The sequence below is a fragment of the Micromonospora sp. NPDC047812 genome (assembly GCF_040704175.1).
GTDB lineage: Bacteria > Actinomycetota > Actinomycetes > Mycobacteriales > Micromonosporaceae > Micromonospora.
In genome coordinates this window covers 60,856-79,918 of the sequence record NZ_JBEYRY010000004.1, presented here as the reverse complement: position 1 = coordinate 79,918, position 19,063 = coordinate 60,856, and the positions used below count along the sequence as shown (strand labels likewise).

General features: G+C 73.5%; 18 protein-coding genes. 5 read left to right on the top strand and 13 right to left on the bottom strand.

The window, feature by feature from the left end:
* Positions 1-60: 60 nt before the first annotated feature.
* Genes AB0883_RS18300 through AB0883_RS18285 form a run of 4 tightly spaced genes read right to left on the bottom strand, consistent with a single transcriptional unit; the run spans position 61 to position 4,634 of the window.
* Complete coding sequence (locus AB0883_RS18300) at positions 61-1,455, bottom strand: GH1 family beta-glucosidase (RefSeq protein WP_366642339.1); 1,395 nt, start codon at positions 1,453-1,455, stop codon at positions 61-63.
* Positions 1,456-1,483: 28 nt separating this feature from the next.
* On the bottom strand, positions 1,484-2,182 hold the full coding sequence (locus tag AB0883_RS18295; RefSeq protein WP_366642338.1) for an aspartate/glutamate racemase family protein: 699 nt from the start codon (positions 2,180-2,182) through the stop codon (positions 1,484-1,486).
* Positions 2,167-3,072, bottom strand: coding sequence for a hypothetical protein (locus AB0883_RS18290; RefSeq protein ID WP_366642337.1), 906 nt, complete (start codon positions 3,070-3,072; stop codon positions 2,167-2,169). Before AB0883_RS18290 ends, AB0883_RS18295 begins: the two co-directional genes overlap by 16 nt.
* Positions 3,069-4,634 (bottom strand): FGGY family carbohydrate kinase, encoded by a 1,566-nt coding sequence (locus tag AB0883_RS18285; RefSeq protein WP_366642336.1) that lies wholly within the window; start codon positions 4,632-4,634, stop codon positions 3,069-3,071. The genes AB0883_RS18290 and AB0883_RS18285 overlap by 4 nt, the downstream gene beginning before the upstream one ends.
* A gap of 87 nt (positions 4,635-4,721) precedes the next feature.
* Between AB0883_RS18285 and AB0883_RS18280 the strand changes: the two genes are divergently transcribed.
* A complete protein-coding gene (locus AB0883_RS18280) occupies positions 4,722-5,549 on the top strand; it encodes a DeoR/GlpR family DNA-binding transcription regulator (RefSeq protein ID WP_366642335.1) in 828 nt (275 codons plus the stop codon).
* Entirely contained in the window at positions 5,546-6,850 is a 1,305-nt protein-coding gene (gene otnK / locus AB0883_RS18275) for a 3-oxo-tetronate kinase (RefSeq protein ID WP_366642334.1), read from the top strand. The genes AB0883_RS18280 and otnK overlap by 4 nt, the downstream gene beginning before the upstream one ends.
* Before the next feature lie 47 nt (positions 6,851-6,897).
* Here the strand turns inward: otnK and AB0883_RS18270 are convergent, their stop codons facing one another.
* From AB0883_RS18270 to AB0883_RS18260, 3 genes are all read right to left on the bottom strand, one after another.
* Complete coding sequence (locus AB0883_RS18270; RefSeq protein WP_366642333.1) at positions 6,898-8,109, bottom strand: low temperature requirement protein A; 1,212 nt, start codon at positions 8,107-8,109, stop codon at positions 6,898-6,900.
* Positions 8,110-8,240: 131 nt separating this feature from the next.
* Positions 8,241-10,034 (bottom strand): thiamine pyrophosphate-requiring protein, encoded by a 1,794-nt coding sequence (locus AB0883_RS18265; protein ID WP_366642332.1) that lies wholly within the window; start codon positions 10,032-10,034, stop codon positions 8,241-8,243.
* 133 nt (positions 10,035-10,167) lie between these two features.
* Positions 10,168-11,391, bottom strand: coding sequence for an MFS transporter (locus tag AB0883_RS18260; protein ID WP_366642331.1), 1,224 nt, complete (start codon positions 11,389-11,391; stop codon positions 10,168-10,170).
* 125 nt (positions 11,392-11,516) lie between these two features.
* Here AB0883_RS18260 and AB0883_RS18255 point away from each other — a divergent pair, with 125 nt between their 5' ends.
* The 3 genes from AB0883_RS18255 to AB0883_RS18245 are packed head-to-tail and all read left to right on the top strand — an operon-like array spanning position 11,517 to position 14,107.
* Positions 11,517-12,233 (top strand): hypothetical protein, encoded by a 717-nt coding sequence (locus tag AB0883_RS18255; protein ID WP_366642329.1) that lies wholly within the window; start codon positions 11,517-11,519, stop codon positions 12,231-12,233.
* Positions 12,230-13,030 carry a DUF364 domain-containing protein gene (locus AB0883_RS18250; protein WP_366642328.1) on the top strand — a complete coding sequence of 267 codons (801 nt, stop codon included), beginning with the start codon at positions 12,230-12,232 and terminating at the stop codon, positions 13,028-13,030. Before AB0883_RS18255 ends, AB0883_RS18250 begins: the two co-directional genes overlap by 4 nt.
* An 18-nt stretch (positions 13,031-13,048) precedes the next feature.
* On the top strand, positions 13,049-14,107 hold the full coding sequence (locus tag AB0883_RS18245) for a pyridoxal-phosphate dependent enzyme (protein WP_366642326.1): 1,059 nt from the start codon (positions 13,049-13,051) through the stop codon (positions 14,105-14,107).
* On the opposite strand, the gene AB0883_RS18240 is transcribed toward AB0883_RS18245, so the two are convergent.
* From AB0883_RS18240 to AB0883_RS18215, 6 genes are all read right to left on the bottom strand, one after another.
* Positions 14,108-14,230, bottom strand: coding sequence for a hypothetical protein (locus AB0883_RS18240; protein WP_366642325.1), 123 nt, complete (start codon positions 14,228-14,230; stop codon positions 14,108-14,110).
* Between the two features lie 130 nt (positions 14,231-14,360).
* Complete coding sequence (locus AB0883_RS18235) at positions 14,361-15,311, bottom strand: ABC transporter substrate-binding protein (RefSeq protein WP_366642324.1); 951 nt, start codon at positions 15,309-15,311, stop codon at positions 14,361-14,363.
* A gap of 50 nt (positions 15,312-15,361) precedes the next feature.
* Positions 15,362-16,156 (bottom strand): ABC transporter ATP-binding protein, encoded by a 795-nt coding sequence (locus AB0883_RS18230; protein ID WP_366642323.1) that lies wholly within the window; start codon positions 16,154-16,156, stop codon positions 15,362-15,364.
* Positions 16,156-17,256, bottom strand: coding sequence for an iron ABC transporter permease (locus AB0883_RS18225; RefSeq protein ID WP_366642322.1), 1,101 nt, complete (start codon positions 17,254-17,256; stop codon positions 16,156-16,158). Before AB0883_RS18225 ends, AB0883_RS18230 begins: the two co-directional genes overlap by 1 nt.
* A gap of 153 nt (positions 17,257-17,409) precedes the next feature.
* Positions 17,410-17,670, bottom strand: a complete 261-nt coding sequence (locus AB0883_RS18220) for a type B 50S ribosomal protein L31 (protein ID WP_366642321.1) — start codon at positions 17,668-17,670, stop codon at positions 17,410-17,412.
* The gene (locus AB0883_RS18215; protein ID WP_366642320.1) at positions 17,667-18,980 is read right to left on the bottom strand and encodes a GTP-binding protein; all 1,314 of its coding nucleotides are present in this window, start codon (positions 18,978-18,980) and stop codon (positions 17,667-17,669) included. The genes AB0883_RS18220 and AB0883_RS18215 overlap by 4 nt, the downstream gene beginning before the upstream one ends.
* Between the last annotated feature and the right edge of the window lie 83 nt (positions 18,981-19,063).

Here is a 19,063-nt window from a genome sequence, read left to right as displayed (position 1 = left end):
AGCCGTGACGGTGTGGGTGCCGGGCCCAGAGGTGAGCTTGATGGGAGTTCTCCTTCGATGTCAGCCGAACGGCGGCACGGTGGGGCGGGCGTCGGGAAGCTGGCCGGTGGCGGCGATGCGGGCGTACACCCTGCCGGAGTCCTTCACGGTCAGCCGGCCGGAGGGGTAGTCCACGTGCACGAGGCCGAACCGGGGGCGGTAGCCGAGCGCCCACTCGAAGTTGTCCAGCAGCGACCAGTGCAGGTAGCCCACCACCTCCGCGCCCGCGTCGACGGCCTCACGCACCGCCCGCAGGTGGCCGAGCAGGAAGTCGATGCGCCGCTGGTCGTGCACCAGCCCGTCGTGGGTGGGGGTGTCGCCGTACACCGCCCCGTTCTCCGTGATCATCAGAGGGACCCCGGGGTGGTCGCGGTGCAACCGGATCAGCAGGTCGCGCAGGCTGTCCGGGGCCACCTCCCAGCCCTCGTCGGTGCGGGTCACGTCACCAGAGGGGCCCACCACCCGCCACGGGAAGGGGCGCCCGGGGCCCGGCTGCGCGGCGGCCATGACCCGGCGGGTGTAGTAGTTGACGCCCAGGAAGTCACTGCGGCCACCGATCAGCTCGGCGTCGCCGGGCCGGATGATGTCGTCGAGGCCGCCACCCAGGGCCCGTTCGTAGTGCGCCCACATGTCGGCCGGGTAGCCGTCGCCGAGCAGCGGGTCGAGGTACCACCGGTTCACGTACCCGTCCGAGCCCCGGGCGGCGGCGAGGTCGGCCGGGTCGTCGCTGGCCGGGTCGCACGGGAACAGGCTCAGCGCGCAGCCGACCCGCGCCCGTGGCGCGCGGGCGTGGATCACGTCGGCGCCCGCGCCGTGCCCGAGCAGGACGTGGTGACCGGCCGCGACCGACGCGCGCAGGTCCCGGACGCCGGGGGCGTGCAGGCCGAGCTGGTAGCCCAGCAGCGCGATGATCCACGGCTCGTTCTGGGTGATCCACCAGTGCACCCGGTCGCCGAGCCGGTCGGCCACCGCCGCCGCGAACTCGGCGAACGCGTCCACACTGGAGCGGCCCACCCAACCGCCGTCGGCCATCAGCGCCTCCGGCATGTCCCAGTGGTTGAGCGTGAGGACCGGCGTCACGTCGCGGGCGAGCAGCGCGTCGACGAACCGCTCGTAGTGGTCCAGGCCGCGCGGCTCGACCCGGCCGCGACCCTGCGGCACGATCCGGGACCAGGAGACCGAGAACCGGTACGCGCCCAGGCCGAGCCCGGCGACCAGCTCCACGTCGCGGTCCCACCGCCGGTACGAGTCGCAGGCCCGCGAGCCGTCGCCGCCGCCCTCGACGGTGCCCGGCCGCGCGGCGAAGGTGTCCCACACCGAGGGCCCCCGCCCGTCGGCGTCGAGGCTGCCCTCGATCTGGTACGCGGAGGTCGCCGCGCCCCAGAGGAAGCCGGGCGGGAAGCGGTGCGTCGTCATCGGTCACTTCCTCGGAGGTGTCGGCGGATCAGTCCGGCCGGTCGGACAGGACACGCAACAGCGCGGCCACGCCGCCGTGCGGCGAACTGAGCACCGGCACCGCGACGTCGGCCAGCGCCGCCGCGCGGGCCATGGACGCCTGGGCCAGCACGACCACGTCCGCGCCGGCCGCGGCGTGGGCGACGGCCGCCGCGACGAGGCTGTCCACGCGGTCCCGGTCGCCGCGGTCCTGCGCCTCGGCGGCGTCCGCCACCAGTTCCGCGGTCACCTCCACGGGCCGGCCGGCGCTGCGGGCCGCCCGCTCGACGAGCCGTCCGGTCGGCCCGAGCGTGGACGGGAGGGTGGCGAGCACGCGGACGCGTCCCCGCGCCCCGGGGCCGGCGGCGACGGCGACCGCCTCGTCGGCCATCGCCGCGTCCACCCGTACGACCGGAACGCGCACCCGCCCCGCCGCGGCCTCCGCCGCCTCGCCGATGGAGGAGCAGGTGACCAGGACGGCGTCGACCCCGACCGACTCCAGGCTGCGCAGGTGCGCGAGCACGGTGTCCCGGACGGCCGGCGTGACGCCCTCCCGGCGTGCGATGTCCAGCAGCCAGGCGTCGGCGACGTGGATCCGGCGGGGCGTCGCGGTCGAGGCGCGCAGCAGGTCGTCGAACGTCGCGGCCAGCGCGGGAACGGTGTGCAGCAGGCCGACCGTGCCGGGGTCGGCGGTCACGCCCTCCGCCACGGCGTCGCCTCCCGGTCGACCACCTCGACGAGCCGTTCGAGGCGGGGCACGGAGATCTCGGCCAGTGCCCGGTCCACGTCGGGGCGGCCCACCACGTCGCTCCACAGCGCCCGGCCGGCGAGGAAGCCGCTGGCGCCGCCCTGGCAGGCGGCCCGTACCGCGCCGAGGAAGTCGTCGCGGTGCACGCCCTGGGACAGCACCACCCAGGGGCCGGTGACGGCGGAGCCGAGGTCCTCACACGCCCGCCGGAGTTCGTCGGTCGCGCCCCGGCCCTGCCGCGGCACCTGCGCCTTGTAGAGGCTGGGGCGCAGCGGGGAGAGTTCCCGGGCCGCCTCGATGATCGCCGCGTCCGGGTCCCACCGGCCGGCGGACAGTTCCTCGGGGGTGGCCCGGACCACCGGCTCCAGCACCGAGAGCACGTCGCGCTCCGCGGCCAGGCCGATGAACCGCCGGGCCAGTTCGACGCGTTGCTCGCGGTGCGCGTCGCGGCGCCAGAGCAGCAACAGCTTGATCGCCCGTACGCCGGTGAGGTCGAACTCCGGCGCGGCGACCACCTCGTCGAGCCGGGTGTCCTCGACCGGTTGGCCGGGCTCCTGGTCGAGGGCGTCGGCGGCGAGGATCAGCCCGCACCCGGCGGGCAGCAGCCCGTCGCGGCGGATCTGATCGAGGCCGGTCGTCCGGTCGATGAGGAACCCGGAGGCCAGCGGGCCGAGCGCGCGGGCCACCGCGGTCTTGAAGGCGACCATCCCGGCGTGGTCCGGCCGGCCGGCGCCGGCCTCGGCGAACATCGTCCGCAGGCTCTCCCGCTGGTCCATCGCCACCATCGCGAACCCGCCCGCCGGCCGCGCGATGGCGTCCAGGGTGGGCGCCGCGCTCTCCGATCCCGTCATCTGACCTCTTCTCCTCGCGAATCGTCGTCGGCCGCCCCGGCGCCGGTCGCGGCCGTCACGAACCTGGCGAACGGCGCGTCGTAGTCGCGGCCGGCGCCCGCGACCGCCGGTCCCGGCTGCCAGGCCAGCGCGGGGGCCGCCGGCCCGGCCCGGTGCGCCCGGACGGCGGCGACGATCGCCGCGCCCGCGGCCACCGGCTGCGCCGCCGGCACCACCCGCAGCCCGGCGGGCAGGACGTGGGCCTTGACCCGGACCCAGGCGGGGTTGGCCGCGCCGGCCCCACCCAACAGGGTCACCGCCGCATCGGCGGGCCCGCCGGCGAGCCGGGCCTGCTCGTGCAGCATCCACCGGGTCTGCAGGCACAGCCCTTCGAACATCGCGCGGGCCAGCTCGGCCGGTGTGTGCGTGGGGCGTCGCCCGAGGACCCGCAGCCGGGCGCGCGGGTCGGGCGCCGGGGCCTGCCGCCCGGACAGGTACGGCAGGACGATCACGTCGGTGGGCCGGTCACCGCGGCCGAGCACCTGGGCGGACAGCTCGGCAGCCGGGACGCCGCCCGACTCGTGGGCCAGCCACCAGGCGATGGTGGCTCCGGCGCTCGACGAGCCGGCGAGGATCGCCCGGTGCCGGCCGGCCACCGGGACGACCGTGCTCATGCCGGCCCGGGCCACCGCCACCGGGTCGGGGCAACCGGCGACGACGGAGAGCACCGCCTCGGCCGTACCGAGCGAGTTCGCGACGTCGCCCGGCTCCCGCACCCCGCAGGCGTACGCGCCGACGGCGTGGTCGTGGCCCGCCACCACCACCGGTGTCCCGGACCGCAGTCCGGCGTCCACGAAGGCCGGGTCCCGGACGGTGGCGGCGAACGTGTCCGGCGGCACGACGGTCGGCAGCTGCTCCGGTCGCAGGCCCACCTCGGCCAGCAGGTCGGTGTCGAAGGACTCCGGCACCGGCTGACCGGGCCGGGGCAGCCGGTACGCCATGGTCCGCCCGGCCAGCGTGTGGTCGGTCGTCAGGTGGCCGGTGAGCAGCAGGCAGACGAGGTCCGCCGCGCCCGCCCAGGACGCCATGGCCCGCGACTCGTCCGGCCGGTTGGTCCGCAGCCACGCCCAGGTGGCCAGCGGGACCTTGGCGCTGGGCCGTACCCCCGTCGCCGCGACGAGGTGCGTCCAGCCGAGGCGGCGGGACAGCCCGTCGGCCTCGGTCCCGGCCCGGTGGCCGTCCCAGCGCAGCCAGGCGCCGAGTGGAGCTCCGGTCGCGTCGAGCGGCACGCCGGTCTCGGCCATCGAGGCGATGCCCACGGCGTCCGGCGCCGGCGACCCGTCCAGCACCTGGCGGAGCAGGCCGACCAGCACGCGCCGCACGGAGTCGGGCGGGGGAGTGGGGGCGGTGGCGACGGCGCGTACCCGGACGGCGGAGCCGTCGATCGCCACGAGGGCCACCTTGGTGTTGGTGGTCCCCACGTCGATGCCCACGCTCAGGCAGGCCCCGTCCGAGGGGCCGCCACGCGGAGCCTCCGGCGGGTCGGCCTCGGCCGCGTCGGTGGGACGCGTGGCGCCATTCACGGGGCCATTCTGTTCGGTTTCGAACGAACGGGTCAAGGTCGATGTTCGGCGATTGACAAACAGGTGGGGTCGCACTTGGATGGACCGGTGCGCTACACGCAGGCTCCCGAGCGGCGTCGCGAACTCCTGCGCCGGGCGGCCGAGGCCGGCTACGTCTCCTCGACCGACGCGGCGGCCGAGCTGGGCGTGTCGGAGATGACCATCCGCCGTGACCTGCGGCAGTTGGCCGCCCAGGGACTGGTGAACCGGGTCGCCGGTGGCGCGAGCGCCCCCGTGCCGGCGTACGGCGTCCCGTTCGAGCAGCGCAGGGATGCCGCGACGGCGGAGAAGGAAGCGGTCGGCCGGGCCGCCGTGCCGCTCGTACCGGCGGGCGCGGTGGTGGCCCTCGACGCCGGCACCACGGTCGCGGCCCTCGCCGCCCGGCTGCCCGGCGGCCTCACCGTCGTCACCCACTCGATACCGGTGATCCTGGCGTGCACCGGGCGCGAGGACCTCGAACTGATCTCCCTCGGCGGTGCCTACCACCGCGCGACCTGCTCATTCACCGGGCCGGTCACCCGTGGCAGCCTGGAGGACCTGGCGGTGGACGTGGCCGTGCTCTCCGCGACGGCCGCCGGACCGACGGGGGTCTACTCCGCCAACGCCGCGGACGCCGAGATCAAGCGGGCGATGGCCCGCATCGCCCGCCGGGTGGTCCTGCTGCTCGACCACGGCAAGCTGGCGGCGCACGCTCCGATGCGGTTCCTGGACCTGGCGGCGGTCGACACGGTCGTCGTCGACGCGGGGACGGACGCCGACCAGCTCGCGCTGCTGCGGGCGACCTGCCGGGAGGTGGTGGTCGCGCCGCTGGACGCCGGGACGGCCGTCCCGGCGTCCCGGCCGGCGGCCAGCGCCAGCCGGGCGGCCGGGACGTGACCGGGCCCTGGCTCGGTGCCGTGGCCGACGACCTCACGGGGGCCTGCGACCTCGCGGACGCGGTGAGCGAGGCGGGTGGGTCGGCGGTCGTGGTGGTGGGCCGCCCCACGGCGCCGCCGCCCGCCAGCGACTGCGTGGTCGTGGCGCTGAAGTCCCGGACCGCACCGCGCGACCAGGCCGTCGCGGAGTCGCTCGCCGCGGCGCGGTGGCTGCTCGACGCCGGCTGCACCACCCTCTACCAGAAGTACTGCTCGACGTTCGACTCCACCGACGCGGGCAACATCGGCCCGGTGGCGGACGCCCTGGTCGGCCTCGTCGGGGACGCCGTCGCCGTGGGCACGCCGGCCACGCCGCGGGTGGGCCGCACGGTCTACCAGGGACACCTCTTCGTCGGCCGGCAACTGCTGTCCGAGTCGCCGCTGCGGGACCACCCGCTCACCCCGATGCGCGACCCCGACCTCGTGCGGGTGCTCTCCCGCCAGGCCGAGGGCGGGGTCACGCTCGTCGACCGGGCCACGGTCACCGCCGGCCCCGCCGCCGTCGCCGCCGCGATCGGGGCCGCCCGTCGGGCCGGCGCCCGGCACGTGATCGTCGACGCCCTCGCCGACGGCGACCTGGACACGCTGGCCACGGCGCTGCTGGCGACGCCGGACGGGCTGCTGGTGGGCGGTGCCGCCGGGCTGGCCGCCGCGCTCGCGCGGGTCTCCGGGGCGGGGGCGCGATCCTCGACGGCCGGCGCCGGCCCGGGCGACGCGGTCACCGCGCGGGCCGTGCCGACGGTGCCGGAGGGCCGGCGGCTGATCCTCTCCGGCAGCTGCTCCACGCGCACCCGGGAGCAGGTGGACGCGTTCCCCGGGCCCCGGGTCGCCCTGTCCCCGGTCGACCTCGACACCGGTCTACCGGAGACGGTCGACGCCGTGGTCGACGCCGTGGCCCGGGCGTACCGGGACACGCCCGGGCCCGTCCTGGTCACCTCCTCGGCCGACCCGGAGCAGGTCGCACGGTACGAGTCCCGGCTCGGCTCCGGGCGAGCCGCCGCGCTGCTGGAAGCGGCCACCGCGGAGATCGCCCGCCGCGCGGTGGACACCCTCGGGGTCCGCCGCCTCCTGGTGGCCGGCGGGGAGACGTCGGGCGCGGTGGTCCGGGCACTCGACCTCGGCACGCTGCGGGTCGGACCGGCGGCCGGCCCCGGCCTGCCGTGGATGGTTCCCGAGGGCGGCCCCGCCCTCGCCCTGTTGCTCAAGTCGGGAAACTTCGGCGACCCGGACCTGTTCGCCATCGCCTGGCGGCACTGCCCCTGAGGGCCGCCGTGGTCGCCGTACGAGTCGAGCCCGAGGGATCGGGTTCTTCAGTGCGCCGGCGAGGGCTGCTCGGGCGGGCGGCGGGCGGCGTGGCTGGCGTCGGCCAGGGCGACACCGAGCAGCACGAGCGCGGCCACGACGGCGGCGACCAGCGGCGGGGCGAGATACAGGGGTACGGCAGCCGCCGCGAGGGTGGCGATGGCGACGACCCGGCGGATCGACAGCCGGTCGAACACGACCCGTTCCAGGCGGATGCGGCCGTAGAGGAACAGCGCCGGACCGCCGAGGACCACCGCGAGCCACACCGGTTCCGGCCGCCCCCCGGGTTGTTTCAGGACGATCTCGTAGCCGACGGCGGTGGTGACGATCCCGACCACCATCACGACGTGGGCGATGCCGGTGGCGCGACCGGCGGCCAGCCGGTCCCTGGCGGCGGCGACCGCGTCGCTGAGGACCTGCCCGGAGCGGTAGAAGTAGATCCGCCAGAGCAGCACCGTCGACAGGTACGCCACCACCAGCGCCGCCGACGTGGCCGCGGTGGCCGGCTGCTCGGTGAAGGTGATGCCCGCGGCCAGGACGGTCTCCCCGAGGGCGATCATCAGCAACTGCTGGTAGCGCTCGGGTAGGTGGCGGTTGCTGTCCATGGCCCACGCGCTGATGGGTGGCCGGGCCCGGCGGGGTAGTGGCCAGCGCAGTTGCGCGGCGACGATGTCCACCGTCACCGCGACCCCCCAGAGGGTGGCCCGGGCAACGCCGCTGACCAGCGCGCCGGCGATCCAGAACGTCGCCCCGGCCTTGCACCACAGCACCGAGCGGACGTAGAGGTCGCGCAGGGCGTGCCCGTGCAGGCCGGGCAGGAGGACCAGTGGGCGGGCGCATTGCAGGAGCAGGTACGGCAGCACGAACGCCCAGCCCCGGCTGTCGAACGCGTACGGCAGGGACGAGGCCATGAGCAGCAGGCCGAACGCGCTGGCCAGCACGATCAACTGGATCTTGCGGCGGCGGGGGTCGAACCAGCTGGTGATGTGCGCGGTGGTGATCCACAACCAGATCAGCGGCATGGCCAGGACCAGCAGGTACGCCAGCGACCGCCACCGCACGAGCGGATCGCCCGCGGTGACGTCCTGCATCACCCGTTCGACCACCCCCGCGAGGGCGAACACCAGCACCAGGTCGACGAAGAGTTCCAGGAAGTTCGCCTGCCGCACGTCCTCGCGGCGTTCCAACAGGTCCCGACCGTCACCTCCCCGCAGCCCCATGCCGCCCATGCTCGTCCCCGCGACGCCGCCCCGGAGGCCGGTTCAGGGCGCTCCACCCACACGAAGTCGGTCCCGGCAGTCGGAGTGCAGCACCGAAGCCGACTGCACAGGTCGGCACACCTGTCCCGCCGTCACCGCGGGTCGTCGAAGCCCTCGGTGGCCCGTTCCCGGCGCAGGTGCGCCAGCGCCCGCCGGCCCACGTCGGTGTCCTCCCGACCGAGCGCCTCGTACATGGTCGCGACCTTCTCGTACGGCTGGGCGGGCGGCAGCAGGGGGATCGCCGGATCCACCATCGCCTCGATGAGCGTCGGCCGGTCCGCCGACAGGGCCCGGTCCCAGGCGGCGTCGACCTCGGCCGGCGTGGTGACCCGGACGCCGTGCAGGTCCAGCAGCTCGGCCCAGCGGGCGTACGGGGCGTCCGGCAGGCGCTGGGAGTCGACGAAGCGGGGATCGCCCTCCATCTCCCGCTGCTCCCAGCTCACCTCGGCGAGATCGCGGTTGTGCAACACCAGCACCACGAACCGGGGGTCCGCCCAGTCCCGCCACCGGTGGGCGACGGTGAGCAGCTCGGCGAGCCCGTTCATCTGCATGGCACCGTCCCCGGCGAGGGCCACCACCGGCCGGTGCGGCTCGGCGAGCTTCGCCGCCAGCCCGTACGGCAGCGCCGAACCCATCGAGGCCAGCGTGCTCGACAGGTGCGCGTCGACACCGACGGGCAGCCGCAGGTGCCGCGCGTACCAGTAGGTCACCGAGCCGACGTCCACCGACACCTGCGCGTCCCCGGGCAGCCGGTCGGTGAGGGCGTGCACGACGTACTGCGGATTGAGCGGCTCGGCCTCGGCGGTCGCCCGCCGGCGGGCGATGTCGCGCCACCGGGTCACCTCGCCCTCGACGCGCTGCCGCCAGCTCCGGTCGGACCGGGGCGTGAGCAGTGGCAGCAGGGCCCGGATGGTCTCGGCGGCGTCGCCGAGCAGCGGCACCTCCACCGGATAGCGCATGCCGAGGCGCCGGCCGTCGATGTCGATCTGCACCGCCCGGGCCTGTCCCGGCGCCGGGTAGAACTCCGACCACGGGTCGTTGCTGCCGACGATGAGCAGCGTGTCGCACCCGCTCATCAGGGCGCTGCTGGCGGTGCTGCCGAGGTGTCCCATCACGCCGGTGTGAAACGGCAGCGACTCGTCGAGCACCGGCTTGCCCAGCAGCGACGCCGTCACTCCCGCGCCGAGCGCCTCGGCCAGCTCGACCACCTCGCCGGCGGCGGCCCGGGCGCCCTGCCCCACCAGGATCGCCACCCGCTGGCCGGCGTCGAGCAGGTCGGCGGCGGCCCGCAGGTCCTCCGCGCGGGGACGCAGCTCGGGCACCGGCAGCCCGGGGTTGGTCACCATGATCCCGTGCTCGTGGGCCCGCGGGTCGGGGGCGGGGGCGGTCTGTACGTCGTGCGGCAGGATCACGCAGGTCGGGCTGCGGGTGGCCAGCGCGGTGCGGATCGCGCGGTCGAGGAGCATCGGCAGTTGCTCGGGCGTGTACGCGGTCTGCACGAACTGGGCGCACACGTCGTCGTAGAGGCGGACCAGGTCGATCTCCTGCTGGTAGCCGCTGCCCAGTACCGACGTCACCTGCTGTCCGACGATCGCGAGCACCGGCTGGGAGTCCAGCCGGGCGTCGTAGAGGCCGTTGAGCAGGTGCACCGCGCCCGGCCCCTGGGTGGACAGGCACACCCCCAGCCCGCCGGTGTACTTCGCGTGGCCGCAGGCCATGAGCGCTGCGGTCTCCTCGTGCCGGGCCTGCACGAACTCCGGCCGCCCGGCGCGGCGCAGCGCGCCCATTAGCCCGTCGATGCCGTCGCCGGAGTAGCCGAAGACCCGGCCCACGCCCCAGTCCGCCAACCGGGCCACCACCAGGTCCGACACCGTCGCGTCCGTCATCGCCGCCTCCTCGCCTCGCCTCGGCCCTCCCAGCATGTGGCGACACCCCGGACCGCCATGCCGAACCGGACCGACAGCACCGGTTCGGGTGTCCGTAGCGGCCGCCTCGGCCGATCAGCCCCGCAGTCGGCGCTCATGGCCGCACGCTGAACCGGCGCGAGGACGGCACCAGCGCCGCGGCGGCGGGCGCGGCGAAGCACACCACGGCACACACGGCCAGGACGCCGACCGCGCCGAAACGGTCGATCGCGGGAGCGATGAGCGCCAGACCGACAGGCGCGAGCCCGTAGGACAGGAGGAAGTCCAGCGAGGACACCCGGGCGAGCTTCGTCGGCTCGACCTCACGCTGCGTGGCGGTGAACCAGGGGACGTTGAACAGTTCGATGCCGAGTCCGGCGAGCACGTAGGCGGAGACGACCAGCACGGGGTGCACCGGCAGGAGCAGGCTGAGCGGTACGAGCCCGTACAGGGCGAGCCCGGCCAGGGCGGTCCAGCCCGGTGCCGGCGGGCGCCACCGCCCGATCACCACGGCCCCGGCGAGCGCGCCGAGGGTGTACGCGGTCATGGCGGCGGCGAGCACGGCCTCGGTGCCGTAGCGGTCGCGGCTGATCAGTGGAAGGACCACGCCGGTGGCCGAGTATCCGGTGGCGATGACGGCGGTCAGCGCGGCCAGGCCCGCGAGGAACCAGGGGTGACGGCGTGCCTCGCGCACTCCGTCGGCGAACTCGGCCAGGATTCCGGGCCTGGCGACGGGCGTGTCGGGTCGGCCGGTCCCGGCGGGTGGGATCAGGGCGGCCGCCAGCCACAGGCCGCCGACGCCGAGCAGGAGCATCGGGACGGAGACGACCAGGGCCAGTAGCGCGGTCAGGCTCGGGGCGACGAGGGTCGTGACCCGCACGGCGAGGGTGATCGCGGCGTTGGCCTGCTGCCGTTGCGGTTCGGCGACCACCTCGGCGGTCAGCGCCTGGAAGGCGGGCCGGCACGCGCCCTGTCCCGCACCCGTCACGGCCGCCGCCACGGCTGTCAGGGCGAGCGACCGGCCCATTCCGACCGCCATCACCGGGGCGGCGAGGGCGCCCATCAGGCCCGACCACAGCACCACCCTCCGTCGCGAGTGCCGGTCGGCGAGCACGCCGCCGATCGGGACGGCGACGAGGAAACCCACGGTCCGTGCGGCCAGCAGCACACCCAGTTCGACGGCGGTCAGCGAGCGGTCGAGTACCGCCAACCCGAGGATGAACGGCAGGGCCCACGTGGCCATGCCCGAGGCCGTCGTGCCAGTCCACAGCCGGGCGAAGGACGTGCTCCGCAGCGCCGATCCCGGCTCCGGGCGGGTCTGGACGGTGTCGTCAAGCATGCGCATCGATCCCTCGGCCCTTGACCTGACAATGATTGTCATTATAGTAACGGTCGCGGTTCGTCTCGTCCCGGAGTGTCCATGTCACGTCCCGCCCGACCCGCCCGCTGACCTGAAGGAGGACCATGAACATCAGCCTGGCCGACCTGCCACCGGTGCTGTCCGCCGACCACGTCATCGCGATCAACCAGCCCAAAGCCGACCTGCACACCCACCGCGACTACGCCTGGAACGGCATGACCTTCGACCTGCCGCCCGGCGTCTTCCACCCCGGCGAGACCAGCCGGATGCTGCACCAGCGACTCCTCGACGGCGACATCGAGACCCGGGGCCGCGTCTACGCCGCGATGGGCGTCGGCGTCGGAGTCGAGGCCGTCGCCGCCGGGCTGCGGGGCGCGCACACCGTCTACGCCCTCGACGTGCACCCCGCCAGCGTGCGGGCCACCGCACGGCACTACCGCACCCATGCCGGCGAACGACCCGACACCCGCTTCGTCCCGCTGGTGTCCGACCTGTTCGACGCGCTGCCCGACGGCACCCGGCTGGATGTCGTGACCTTCAACCCGCCCGCCGTCAGCCAGCCGGTCAGCGACGACCCCGACGTCGTACGCAACGTCTGCGTCGGCGCCTCCCTGGTCACCCGGTTCCTCGACCAGCTCGTCGACCGCGACCTGCTGGCCGAACACGGCGAGGTCTTCCTGATCCTGTCCAACACCGCCGACCTGCACGCCATCGTCGGCCATGCCACCCGGCGGGGCTTCGCCACGACGATCCACCACCGCCACGACTGGCACGACGGCGTCGTCACGCTCCTGTTCCGACTCACCCGCCACCAGCGATGACGGCCCTCACCGACCTGGTGACGGCGGTCCTCGACGGCCGGCACGGCCCCGACCCGGCATCCCTCGTAGCCACCAGCGTCTTCTGGGTGCACCACGGCACCCGCCTCACCGGCGGGAACACCACCTACCGCAACCAGTACGTGCTCGCCCGCGTCGGCACCGCCATCGGCGCGTGCGCCTTCGCCGCCGGCGACGTGGACCCGGCGGTGTGTCTGGAGTACTCCGGCGCGCCCGTCGCCCAACTGCTCACCGACGCACCGCCCGCGGTGCGGGTGGCGACCCTCGACGCGTACCTGGCGCACGTCCGTCCCCACCGGGACTCCGACGCCGAGCCCGTCGTGCTGCCCGCCGGCACCCCGGAGGCGCGGGCGCAGGCGCGCGACGCCGCGGTCGCCGGACTCCTCGACGTCACACCCGGTGCGAAGGTCGCCCTGATCGGCGTGGTCAACCCGCTCGTGGCCGCCATCCGTCAACGCGGCGCCGAGTGCCTGCCCTGCGACCTCACCCTGCGCACCACCCAGTGGGGTGACCCCGTCACCCCCGACATGCGCGACGTCCTCGACGTCGCCGACGCCGTCGTCGCCACCGGTATGACCATCGGCAACGGCACCTTCGACAAGATCCTGCACACCTGTCACCACCGGGGCGTCCCGCTGGTCGTCTACGCGCAGACCGCCAGCGCGGTGGCCCGACACTTCCTCGGCGCAGGCGTCACCGCCCTGTCGGCGGAGCCGTTCCCGTTCTCACAGTTCAGCGCCGAGCGGACCGTGCTGTACCGGTACCACGCCCAGTCCTGACCAGCCCGAGGGGAAGACGTGGACGAGCACATCAGCGAGACACTCAGCAGACCAGCCCTGATCCGCCTGGACGACCGCACCACCTGCCTGCGCTTCGAGACCATGAAGGTGGCCTCCGCGCTCGCCGCGGTACGGCATCTGTTGCGCCGGGGCGTGATCGCACCCGGCGACACCCTTGTCGACAGTTCCAGCGGCATCTACGCCCACGCGCTGGCCCTGGCCTGCCACCGCCACGGCCTGCGATGCCACATCGTCGCTTCCACCACCGTCGACATCACGCTGCGCACCCAGCTGGAGATCCTCGGCGCCACCGTGGAACCCATGCCACCGACCGCCAACCTGAAGCTGGACCAGGACCGCCGGGTCGCGCGGGTCCAGGAGATCCTGCGTGCGAAGCCGCGCCACCACTGGATGCGCCAGTACCACGACGACATCCACTATCTGGGTTACCGCCCGATCGCCACACTGATCCGCCGGGAACTCGACGGGCAGCGCCTGACGATCGTCGGAGGCGTCGGCACCGGGGCCTCGACCGGTGCCCTGGCCACCTACCTACGCGATGCCGCCCTCGACGTGTCCCTCGTCGGCGTCCAGCCGTTCGACAGCGTCACCTTCGGCAGCGACCACGTCCGCGACCCCGAGATCATCATTGCCGGCATCGGCAGTGCCATTCCCTTCGCCAACGTCCGCCACACCCTCTACGACACCCTGCACTGGGTCGGCTTCGACGCCGCGCTGGCCGGCGGTATCGCCCTGCTACGCGACCACGCCGTCTTCGCCGGCCTGTCGACGGGCGCCGCCTACCTGGCCGCGCGCTTCGAGCGACGTGCGGACTCCCGGCGGCACGTCGTACTACTGGCCCCCGACACCGGCCACCGCTACGTCGACGCCGCCTACAGCCGACACGCCCGGGCCCTCACCGCACACGACCTGCAACCCCACCAGATCAGCGAACTGGCCGAGATGAAACTGCCGTGGTCGCGCATGGACTGGAACGCCGCCCCGGCCCCCACGGGCGCCGCAACGGACCCGGCCCTTCGACCCGCATCCGGTCCGGCGGCCAGCGGCGTCCGATGATCACCAACTGTCAGGCGGGCACGCTTCCGTTGAGTACGCGTTGATCTGGTCGACCTCCAGCGGGTCGAGGACCTCCGGCTGGCTGACCCCCGGCGTCACGATCCAGCCGTGGTCCATGACCACCTGTCCTCCTGCCGGCGGCTGGCGCGTGCGCAGCGTTGTGAAGCTCGCTCGATCGCACGACGCTCGACGGACCGGCACCGCACCCTTGAAGGATCGCGAGCCGGTCCGTGTCACGTGCGCTGATCCACGGTCAGGGCCGCAGGTCCCGCAGGTACGCGGCGAACTTCTCCAGGCCGTCGACGTTGCGAGGGCTGCTGATGCCCTCGTTGTAGTCGAGGACGAAGAAGCGGTCGTTGACCACCGCTGGCAGATTCCGGGTCTTGGGCGAGGTCTTGAGGAACCTGATCTTCTGCTCGGCCGGCTGATCCTGGTAGTCGAGAATGATGATCACCTCTGGCCGGGCCTGGACGACCGCTTCCCAGCCGACCTGCGTCCACCGGCCGTCGAGGTCGGCGAAGATGTTCCGGCCACCCGCGAAGGAGATGATGTCGTTCGGCGGCACCTGCCTGCCGGCCGTGAACGGCTGGTCGGTGCCCGAGTCGTAGAGGAACACCGGGGTCCGGGTGCTCGGTGCCTGAGCCCTGACCGCCTCGACCCGTCGCTTCATGTCGGCCACCACGGTTGCGGCCCGCTGCTGCACACCGAAGATCTGGCCGAGTCGCTCCAGGTCGGTGTAGAGGCCGTCGAACGGGGCGTGCCGCTCGGGGTGGTTCGGATAGTTGAAGCAGGACTCGGCGTGCATGAAGCTCTGGATGCCCAGCCCGTCGAGGATCTCCGGAGAGGTGCCGCGCTTGTCGCTGAGCCCGGAGTTCCAACCGGCGACCACGAAGTCGGCCTTGGCCTCCACCAGCAGTTCCCGGTTGAGCAGGTCGTCGCTGAGGAACTTCACCTTGGCGTACTCGGCGGCCCACGGCGATTCGGTCACCGGCGGATTGGCGGGCGGCATGACGTATCCGTGGACGTGCTCGGTGAGGCCGAGGGCGAACATCTTGTCGGCGCTACCGCCCTCGTAGACGACAGCACGTCGCGGGGTGGTGTATTCCACCGGTTCACCGCACCGGTTGACGGTGACCTTCTGCACCCCGCTCCCGCTCGGTTCGACCTCGGCACCACAACCGGCGAGCAGCGCCGTGGCGGTCAACGACGCCAACACGGTACGGACTCCGGTTCGCCGTCGGGAAACGTTTCCGTTCATCTGGGGATTCCTTCCGAAGATCTTGCTGGGCCCAGGGAATAGAGCAGTTGTGGATCACCGGTCAGCGGGTGCGTCACCACGCTGACCAGGACGCCGAACACCTCGCGGATCAGATCGGCGGTCAGGACCTCGGCTGGGGTTCCGGTGGCGACGACCCGGCCTCCGGACAGCACGCCGAGCCGGTCGCAGGCCGCCGCGGCGAGGTTCAGGTCGTGCAGCACGACCAGGACGGTGAGCCCTGAGCCGCGCAACAGGGACAGCAGCTCGATCTGGTGCCGGACGTCCAGGTGGTTGGTCGGCTCGTCGAGCACCAGGACCTGCGGCTCCTGCACGAGGGCGCGGGCGACGAACACCCGTTGCCGCTCACCGCCCGACAGCGCGAGCATCCCGCGGTCGGCCAGGTGCAGCACGTCGAGCTGTGCCATGGCCCGTCGACACAGGTCCCGCTCCCGTTCGCTGAGCGGCTGGTTGCCGCGCAGGTGCGGGGCACGACCGAGAGCCACCGTCTCGGCAACGGTGAAGTCGAGGTCCGTGCCGCCGTCCTGGGTGAGCGCGGCGACCGACCGCGCGCTGCGGCGCAGCTTCAGCGTGGACAGGTCGTCGGAGCCGAGCCACACCACGCCGCGGCTCGGCCGCAGCGCCCGGTAGACGCAGCGCAACGCAGTCGACTTGCCGGATCCGTTCGGTCCGATCAGTCCGACGATCCGCCCGTCCGGCACGTCGAGCGACAGGTCCTGGACGATGACGTTCCCGTCGACCTCCACCGTGACGCCGTCGAGTCGAAGATCCATCACCGGCCGCCGAACAGGTAGCCACGGCGGCGCATCAGCGCGAGGAACACCGGTACGCCGACCAGAGCGGTGATCACGCCCAGTGGCAGCTCCCGGGGAGCCACCAGGGTGCGGGATACCAGGTCGACCCAGACCATGAAGACGGCACCGGCCAGCGGCGCGACGACCAGCACCCGGTGGTGCGAGGCGCCGACCACGATCCGGACCAGGTGCGGCAACACCAGGCCGACGAACGCGACAGCTCCGCTGACCGCCACCATCGCACCGGTGACCAGTGAGGTGATGACGAACAGTCGTCGACGTACCCGGGTCGTGTCGACGCCCAGGCTGAGGGACGCCTCGTCGCCGAAGGTCAGCACGTCGAGGGTGCGGCTGTGCCGGTGCAGGACGACCCCTCCGACGAGGACGGTGGCCGCGGCCACCGGCAGGCCGCCCCAGGTCGCGGCGCCGAAGCTGCCCATGGACCAGAACAGCATGGTGGCGGTCGCCTCGCTGTCCGGTGTGAAGTAGATGATCACTGCCATCAGTGCCTGGAAGCCGAACGACATGACCACGCCGGTCAGCACGAGGCGCAGGGGCGTGATGCCGGCGCGGCTGTACGCGGCCAGGTAGACCAGCGCCGCGGCGGCCATCGCGCCGAGGAAGGCGCCGGCGGAGACCGCGTAGACGCCGAGCGCGCCGAGTCCGCCGGCGACCGTGACCGAGACGGCGCCGACCGAGGCGCCGGAGGAGACCCCGAGCACGTACGGATCGGCCAGGGCGTTGCGTACCAGGGACTGGATCGCCACACCGACCGCGGACAGGCCCGCCCCGACGATCGCCGCGAGCAACACCCGTGGCGTGCGGATCTGCCAGACGATCTGGTACGTGGTCACCTCGTCGGCGTGGATGCGGCCGCCGGTGAGCGCGGCCCAGAGGTACCGGGCCGTCTCGTCGGGCGGGATGGCGACCGGCCCGAGGCCGATCACCACCACGAGCGAGGCGGCCAGCAGGACCAGCAGGGCGACCACGGTGCCACCCGTTCGCAGTGACTGGCGAGGGGCGCCGGCGGCAGGGGCGTCCGGGTCGACCACGAGGTCGACGGCCGTGGAGGGCGTCACGCCGAATCACTCTCCCGGTAACGAAATCCATTGTCAAATGCACATGGTGGCACGTGACCTGAGCGATGAACCCGTACCGCCCGGGCCGTGCCTCGACGGATCGGCGACCCGGCGGGACGACCCGCCAGCGGCAGTCGGCGGGCGTCCTGGTGCTCAGCTGCCCTGAGTTCCACGGCGGGCGTACCTGTTGCGGAACTTCTCGACCCGGCCGGCGGTGTCGAGCAGGCGCTGCCTCCCGGTCCAGAAGGGATGGCTGGCTGACGAGATCTGCACGTCGATGACGGGGTAGGTGTTCCCGTCGGTCCACTCGACCGTCTGGTCGCTGGTCGCGGTGGAACGGGTGAGGAAGGCGAAGTCGGCGTCCTTGTCGCGGTAGACGACGGGTCGGTACCGGGGGTGGATTCCGGGCTTCATGCGAGTCGTGCTCCTTCGGTGTCGGTGTCGGTGTCGGTGTCGGTGTCGGTCAGCTCCGCCACGTCGAGGGGGAAGCAGCCGGCGAACGGGTCGTGGTAGGTCCGCCAGACCTCCTCGCCGTCGGCGAGTTCGGCGTCGGTCAGCAGGCAGCCGGTGAGGGCGCGGTGCAGCTCGACGGGATCGACGTCGAGGCCGATGAAGGCCAGGTGCTGGTGCCGGTCGCCGTAGTAGGGGTCCCACTCCAGGGCGGCGGCGAGCCGGCGCTGGTCGCACACGTGCTCCCAGCCGTCCTCGGGCAGGCTCACCAGCCAGTGTCCGAGAGAGCCCATCGTCAGGCCGCCGCCGGCGAACTCCCAGGCCACGACCGTGTCGGGTTGGCTGGCCAGCCAGAGGTGGCCCCGGGAGCGGATCATGTCGGCGTTGACGTCCTCCAGGACATCGTGCAGCCGTCGCGGGTGGAACGGGCGGCGGGCACGGAAGACGGCGGAGACCACGCCGCAGTCGGCCTCCGGCTCGTGCGTGCCCAGCGCGAAGCCCTGTAGACCCCGGGCGAGGACGCCGGGGGTCTCCGGCCGGTGCCGGTGGGTGTGGCGCAGTTGGCGGGTGAGCGCGTCGGCGTCGACGAGATCGCCGTCGACCCGGAAGTGCGCCGCCCACGGCGCCATCCGCTGGAGCAGGACCGCGATCCGGCTGGTGTCGAACTCGCCCTCCGGGGACCGTCCCCAGAGCACCAGGGTGTCGGCGTACTCGATCTGCCGGACCACGACGTCGGCGAGACCGCGGTGGTCGTCCTCGGCGGCCTGGATGCCGAGCGTGGCGAGGTCGTCGGTGCTGGCCAGGCCGTCGAGCAGGTGCTCGGCGTCGAGGACGGTGACGTAGGAGTCGACGCGGACGAGATCGGTGACCGGTGTGCCGTCGACCAGGTGGTGGGCGCAGGCGGCGGCGACCGCCTCGGGTTCCACCACCTCGGGCAGCATCAGCACCAGGTCGTGACCGGGATGGCTACGGGCGAGCCGGGCGAGGGTGGGCAGCACGTCCTCCCGCAGCGTGCAGGAGGCGCAGCCGTGCGCCAGGGTGACCCGCTCGTCCTCGACGATGCCGGTGCCGGTGCGGACCACCCGGCGGACGACGCCGTCGCGGATGCCGGCGAGGTCGTGTCGCACCAGCAGCAGCGACGGGTCGGCGGCGAGCAGCGTGCGGGCGACGGCGAAGGTCGCCGCCGGCCAGAACCCGGACAGCACGGTCAGCGACGGGCGGGTACCGGCGTCGGCTGTCTCGACGCGGATCGGGGCCTGCGGGGACGACGTCATCATGTTCCTCTCGGCTAATGAAAACGATTGTCATTCTAGGCAGACGTGGCTGCGGGCGCGAGTCGCGTCCCGGCCCGGCTGAT